The sequence below is a fragment of the Caulobacter hibisci genome, from assembly GCF_016135805.1.
Taxonomy (GTDB): Bacteria; Pseudomonadota; Alphaproteobacteria; order Caulobacterales; family Caulobacteraceae; genus Caulobacter; species Caulobacter hibisci.
Genome location: NZ_JADWOX010000016.1, coordinates 121,105 through 127,781 on the forward strand (window position 1 = coordinate 121,105; position 6,677 = coordinate 127,781).

The 6,677-nt window shown below is 71.6% G+C and carries 4 protein-coding genes; 2 read left to right on the forward strand and 2 right to left on the reverse strand.

What is annotated here, in order from left to right; all coding sequences use genetic code 11:
• Window positions 1-74 precede the first annotated feature (74 nt).
• Window positions 75-392, reverse strand: coding sequence for a DUF3060 domain-containing protein (locus I4Q42_RS19820; protein WP_198577818.1), 318 nt, complete (start codon window positions 390-392; stop codon window positions 75-77).
• Between the two features lie 234 nt (window positions 393-626).
• On the opposite strand from I4Q42_RS19820, the gene I4Q42_RS19825 reads away from it, so the two are divergent.
• On the forward strand, window positions 627-3,053 hold the full coding sequence (locus I4Q42_RS19825; protein ID WP_198577819.1) for a M20/M25/M40 family metallo-hydrolase: 2,427 nt from the start codon (window positions 627-629) through the stop codon (window positions 3,051-3,053).
• Window positions 3,054-3,152: 99 nt separating this feature from the next.
• On the forward strand, window positions 3,153-4,925 hold the full coding sequence (locus tag I4Q42_RS19830; protein WP_198577820.1) for a tetratricopeptide repeat protein: 1,773 nt from the start codon (window positions 3,153-3,155) through the stop codon (window positions 4,923-4,925).
• Window positions 4,926-4,929: 4 nt separating this feature from the next.
• Here the strand turns inward: I4Q42_RS19830 and I4Q42_RS19835 are convergent, their stop codons facing one another.
• The gene (locus tag I4Q42_RS19835) at window positions 4,930-6,369 is read right to left on the reverse strand and encodes an aldehyde dehydrogenase family protein (protein WP_198577821.1); all 1,440 of its coding nucleotides are present in this window, start codon (window positions 6,367-6,369) and stop codon (window positions 4,930-4,932) included.
• Window positions 6,370-6,677 lie beyond the last annotated feature (308 nt).

Sequence of the window (6,677 nt, forward strand, 5' to 3'; positions counted from 1 at the left end):
GGGCCGTCTTCGGCCCGGGCGACCTAGCCCCGACGCGCCCTACTTCACCCGCACCACCGAATTGTCGACGCCGCTCACCTGGCGGCGGACCTCGCCGGTGGAGCGCCAGCGGACCTTCTGGTCCGTGCCGGTGACCGACAGCTGCCCCCCTGAGCGATGGCCACGGTGACGGTGTTGCCGCTGCCGGAGATCGCCACGCTGCGGCACACCCCGGTCAGGGTGACCACGTTGTCGACGCCCTCGATCGTCGCCGCCCGGCCGTCGCAGGCCAGGGTCTCGGTGTGCTCGGTTCCGGCGATGGCGATCGCCTTGCCGTCCGTCGCGACGGGCCCGACGGCCTGGGACGAGGCGGCCAGCAGGGCCAGGCTCGAGAGGAAGGGGACGATGCTCATCGGAAACCTCGGCGCGGCTTGTGGCGGACAAAAGCCATAGCCCGATGAGCGGTTGCGGCCATGCTAGGGAAAACCCTGACCCGCCCCCTGGCCGTCGTTCAGGTCCGGCGGCCCATTTTCGTCCGTCCCGCCGCCTTTCCCCGTTCCCCCGCCGCGCGAACACCCCCACCCTCGTGCCTCCAACCTCACCCGGCGCGGGCCAGCCGCCGGGATGGATGCGAGGGCGAGCCGCGGATGAAAGCGATCAGACTCCTGGGCTTCTGGATCTGCCTGCTGCTGGGCCTGGCCCTGGCCGCCCTGGCCCAGCGCGCTCCGCCGCCCCAGCCCGCCACCGCGCCGCCCGACGCCTTCTCGGCCACGCGGGCCATGGCCGACGTGCGGACCATCGCCCTGCGCCCCCACCCGACCGGCTCGACCGACATCGTCCGGGTGCGCGACCACCTGATGGGGCGGATCACGGCCCTGGGCCTGGAGCTGACCGTGCGCCCCGGCGAGGGCTATGTCGGCCCGCGCGGCGACGGCCGCAGCCTGATCGCCGGCTCGGTGCAGAACGTCATCGGCGTGCTGCCGGGCCAGGATCGCAGGAAGCCCGCCGTGCTGGTGATGAGCCACTACGACTCGGTGGCCAATTCGCCCGGCGCCGCCGACGACGCGGCCGGGGTGGCGACCGCCCTGGAAGTCGCCCGCGCCCTCAAGGCCGGCCCGCCGCCGGCGCGTGACGTGATCTTCCTGTTCACCGACGGCGAGGAGCAGGGCCTGCTCGGCGCCGAGGCCTTCTTCGCCCGCGATCCCCTGCGCGAGCGGGTGGGGATGGTGATCAACATGGAGGCGCGCGGCGATTCCGGCCGGGCGGCGATGTTCCAGACCGGTCCCGGCAACGGCGCCCTGATGGCCCTGTTCGCCCGCGAGGCCCATCGTCCCGCCGCCAACTCCCTGGCCGCGGCGGTCTATGAGAAGATGCCCAACGACACCGACTTCACCCACGCGGTGAAGGCGGGCCTGCCGGGGCTGAACTTCGCCTTCATCGACGACCAGCTGGCCTATCACACGCCCCTGGCCCGCGCCGACCACCTGGACCAGGGCAGCCTGCAGCACCTGGGCGACCAGGTGCTGCCGACCGTGCGGGCCCTGGCGACCTCGGCCGACTTGCCGGCCAAGGCCCCCAACGCGGTCTACTCGGACCTCTTCGGCCTGGTGATGGTCAGCTATCCGGCCCCGGTCGCCTGGGGCCTGCTGGCCCTGGCCGGGGTGCTGGTGCTATACGCCCTGGTGCGCGGCCTGATGATCCGCGGGACCAGCGCCGTCGAACTGCTGAAGGGCCTGTGCGGCTTCCTGCTGGTCGGCGTCTCCGGCGGCCTGGTCCTGCACCTGGCCGGCAAGCTGCTGGGGATCGCCGACGTGCAGGCCCACTACGCCCTGCTCGGCCGGTTCGACCCGCTGCTGCTGGGCTGCACGGCGCTGCTCGTTGGCACCGCCCTGGCCGTGGTGATCGGCCAGGCCAAGGGCGCGGCGCGGATCTGGCCCAGCCTGCTGGCCCTGGCGGCCGGCGGCGTCTGCTGCCTGATCGGCGGCCCGCCGGCCCTGGACCCGATCGGCCTGGGCCTGGGCGTCGCCGCCGCCGTGCTGGTCTGGGCGTCGCTGGGCAAGCCGGTGGGCGTGCTGGGGGCCTGGATCGGAGCGCTGTTTGGCCTGCTGATCCTGGCGATCGCGACCATGGTGCTGCTGCCCGGCGGCTCGGTGATGACCACCTGGCCGCTGCTGGTCGCGGCCCTGGCGGCGGTGCTGGTGCTGGCCAAGGGCGGCACGCGCAACAAGAAGGTCGCCCTGGCCCTGACCTTCTTCGTCGCCCTGGCCGCCGTGGCCGTGGTCGCCCAGGTCGGGGCCTGGGGCGGCTGGACCTTCGCGGGCCTCGGCGTTGGCCTGCCGGCGGTCCTGGCGGCGTTCGGCCTGCTGGCCCTGCCCGCCCTGATCCCCCTGGCCCACGACTTCTCGGCCCTGAAGCTGGCGGCCATCCCCGCCACCCTGGTCGTCGGACTGGGCGCGGGCCTGGTGGCCTACGCCGTATTGGCCGGCGCCAGCCCGGCCCGGCCGGAACTGACCGAAGCCGCCCACCTGTCGGACCTGTCGACCGGCCGCGCCTGGCGCATCTCGACCCTGCCCCGGCTGGACGCCTGGTCGCGCGGGGCCCTCACCGCCCAGGGCGGCACGCCGACGCAAGGCGAGCTGGCGCCGTTCTTCCGCTCCAAGGCCTGGCTGGCCGAGGCCCGGCCCGTGCCGCTGGATCCACCGCAGCTGGTCGTCGAACAGGCCGGCGAGCGTCTGCTGGCCCGGGTGATCCCCGGCCCCGGCGCCGAATACGTCACCCTGCGGATCAAGGCCGACGGCATGCTGGCCGGCGCCCGGCTGAACGGCCGCCCGGTGCCCCTGACCACCAAGCCCGGCGAATGGTCCAGCCTGACCTACCACGCCCCCGATCCCAACGGCGTGACCCTCAGCTTCAGCCGCCTGAACGGAACCGGCCGCGTCGAGGCCGCCGCCCTCGAGGTCCGCGAAGGCTGGCCCCGCGCCGCACCGTCGCCGGGCGCCAAGCCCGAGGGGCTGATGGGCTGGGGCATCTCGGACAAGACCCTGGTGCTGACGCGGGCCAGCGTGAAGTGGTGAGGCCGCCCGCGCTCCAGCGCTCCCGTCAAAGGGTTGATCGCGCCGGAGACCGACCCTAAGGTTGACTTCCTCTATAGGCGACGCGCGGAGATTTCAGGCTTGGACGGACGCAGCAGGTTTTCGGTCGGCGCGATACTGGCCGGCCGGGTTTTCGCCGGCCTCGCGGCGCTGGCCATCCTGGCGGGAGGCACGAGCCACGCTCAGACGACACCCCAGGCGACACCCGAAGCGACACCCGAGGCGCAGGACTCGGAGGACGGCGTCGTGGTCACGCCCCAGGCCCGGGGCGAGTGGTTCAAGGCCGAAAGCCGCCACTTCGTGGTGTACGCCACCGGCGACGTCGAGCGCCTGCGCCGGCGGGCCGCGCTGCTGGAGGATTTCGACGGCCTGCTGCGCCGGCAGTTCAATCTCGCCGATCCCCCTGGGCGCAAGCTGCCGGTCTATCTGTTCAGGAGCGCCGTCCAGTACCAGAAGTTCTATCCCGACGCGCCTGAGCTTATCCTGTGCAACACCTTCGCCAGCCTGGACGACGTGTTCATCACCAGCCTGATCAGCTCGCGGTTCGACGGCGATTCAAGATCCTCGTTTGGGCACGTGCAGCGCAGGCAGCCCGACTCCTCGGAGGACGCCCTGCTGGCGGCCTACGGCGCCCACTTCTTCAAGCATAATTTTCCCTATGCCTATCCGGACTGGCTGACCGCGGGGCTGGGAATGTATTTCAGCGCCTCGATCCTGACCCCCGGGAAGGTCACCGTCGGCGTCAATTCGCCGTTGTGGGCTTCGCCCTCGCTGCAGGGCGGCTGGCTGCCGATGAAAGAGATCCTCGACAGGCCCAGAACCCTGGCGACCGAGGACGACCCGCGGGGGTCCCAGCTCGACACCCAGATCTGGCTGCTCGCCCACTATCCGTGGTACGAACAGCGGACGAACATGGAAATCGCCGACAGGCCCGGAACCCTGGTGACCGAGGACCCTCCGCGGGAGGCCCGGCTCGACACCCAGATCTGGCTGCTCGTCCACTATCTGTGGTCCGACCCGCAGCGGCGGGCCAAGCTGGTCGACTACCTGAAGCGCATCGAGGGCGGCAAGGGCGACCGCATGGCCGCCTGGGAGGCGGTGTTCGGCCAGCCGGCCGACAAGATGGCGACCGAGCTGAGGCGGTATGCGTCCATGCCCACGCCCGCCGTCGCCCTGACCCGCACAGCGCCGGCCGAACCCGAGATCCGCATCACCCGCCTATCGGCCGGCGCCGACGACCTGCTGCTGCTGAGCCAGCGCCTGAAGACCCCGCTGCCCTACAAGCCCGAGGTGGTGCTGAAAAAGATCCGCAGGGCCGCAGCGGCGCGGCCGGACGATCGCTTCGCCCGCGCCGCCCAGGCCCGGGTCGAGATCAAGCTGGGCGACCGCGCCGTCGGCGAGGCGCTGCTGGCGGGTCTGCTCAACGAGGACGGGGGCAACCTGGAGGCCCTGCAGCTGATGGCCGCCAGCAAGGTCGAGGCCGGCCAGGCCGATCCCGCCCGACGCGCGGCCTTGTTCGCCGAGGCCCAGCCCTACCTGGCCAAGGCCGCCAAGATCGAGCCCGACAACTACCTGACGCTCTACACCCTGGCCCGCACGCGGATGACCGACGGCCCGCCCGACGCCGAGCTGCTGAGCCTGCTGGAGCGGGCGACCAAACTGGCCCCCGAGATCGCAGAGGTCCGCTTCGCGGCCGGCAAGGCCTTCATCGCCGCCGGCGACGACGCCAAGGCCGAGCGGATCCTCAGCCCACTGGCCGGCGATCCCTATGGCCGCGACGAAGCCAAGGAAGCGCAGGCTCTGTTGCGGGACATCCGGGCGCGACGGCAGGCCGCCGCGCCCGCTTCCCTGTAAGGGGCTACTCCGCCGCCTGCTTGGGCGAATAGCCCAGCACGGCCTTGGTCTCCAGGAACTCGCCGAAGGCGTGGTCGCCCCATTCGCGGCCATTGCCGCTCATCTTGTAGCCGCCGAACGGGGCCATCAGGTCGGGGCTGGCGCCGTTGAGGATCACCTGGCCGGCGCGCAGCTTGGCCGCGACCTTGCGGACATCGCCCTGGTCGCCGCCGGAGACGTAGGCGGCCAGGCCGTATTCGGTGTCGTTGCCGATCTCGACGGCCTGGTCGACGCCGTCATAGCCGAGGATGGCCAGCACCGGGCCGAAGATCTCTTCCTTGGCGATGGTCATGTCGGGGGTGACGTTGGCGAAGACGGTCGGCTTGACGTAGTAGCCGGTCTCCAGCCCCTCGGGCTTGCCGGGGCCGCCGGCCACCAGGGTCGCGCCCTCATCGACGCCCTTCTGGATCAGGCCCTGGATCTTGGTCCACTGCACTTCGGAGACGACGGGGCCGAGCTTGGAATTGCCGCTGGGGTCGCCGACCGTGTGGGCCTCGGCGGCGGCCTTGGCGATGGCGATCACCTCGTCCATGCGCGGCGCGGGGACCAGCATCCGGGTCGGCGCGTTGCACGACTGGCCCGAGTTCATCATCACCGAGGCCACGCCGCCGCCGACCGCGCGCTGGAAGTCGGCGTCGTCGAGGATGATGTTGGGGCTCTTGCCGCCTAGCTCCTGGTGCACGCGCTTGACGGTCGGGGCCGCGTTCTTGGCCACCTCGATGCCGGCGCGGGTCGAGCCGGTGAACGACACCATGTCGACTTCAGGATGGCTGGACAGGGCCGCGCCGACGGTGGGCCCGTCGCCATTGACCAGATTGAACACGCCGGCCGGCACGCCGGCGGCTTCGAGGATCTCGGTCCAGATCCAGGCCGAGAACGGGGCCACTTCCGAGGGCTTCAGCACCATGGTGCAGCCGACGGCCAGGGCCGGCGCGACCTTGCAGGCGATCTGGTTCACCGGCCAATTCCACGGCGTGATGAAGGCGCAGACGCCGATCGGCTCCTTGACCAGGCGCGTCGTGCCGCGGTCTTCCTCGAACTTGTAGTCCTTCAGCACCTGCAGCGAGGTCTGGACGTGGGCGATCCCCATCGCCGCCTGGGCGCGCTGGGCCAGCCACGCGGGGGCGCCCATCTCCTCGGTGATGGCCTTGGCCATGTCCTCGAAGCGCTTCTGGTACTCGGAGATGATCCGCTCGAGCAGGTCGATGCGCTCTTCGCGGCTGGTCTGGGAATAGCTGGCGAAGGCCTTGCGCGCGGCGCGGACGGCAGCGTCTACGTCTTCCACCGAGCCCAGGGTCACCCGGCCGGCGACGGCCTCGGTGGCGGGATTGATGACGTCCACCGTCTTGTTGGACTTGGCCTCGACCCACTGGCCGTCGATGTAGAACTTCAGGTAGTCGCGCATGGGGATCCTCCTGCCGGGCCGCTGTAACCTCTTACGGGCGCGGTCCTCGTTCAAACGCTCATTTTAGAGAACGTTGATCAGGTGGGAAGTGCCAAAGACGAACCTCCCCCTCTGGGGGAGGCGATCGCGCAGCGATCGGTGGGGGGAGCGGCTGCGAAACCGGCCATAGCCGCGGCAGCTGAAAACGTGGGGGGGGGGGGGGGGGCGGCGCCCCCCCCCCCCCCCCGCGGGCGGGGGCGGGCGGGGGGGGGGGGGCCGGGGGCGGCGGGGGCCGAGCCACCGCGCCCCCCCCCACCACCCCCCCCCCC

Coding starts and splice junctions, on each gene's coding strand:
- I4Q42_RS19820 (WP_198577818.1), bottom strand. CDS start 392: ATGAGCATCGTCCCCTTCCTCTCGAGCCTGGCCCTGCTGGCCGCCTCG.
- I4Q42_RS19825 (WP_198577819.1), top strand. CDS start 627: ATGAAAGCGATCAGACTCCTGGGCTTCTGGATCTGCCTGCTGCTGGGC.
- I4Q42_RS19835 (WP_198577821.1), bottom strand. CDS start 6,369: ATGCGCGACTACCTGAAGTTCTACATCGACGGCCAGTGGGTCGAGGCC.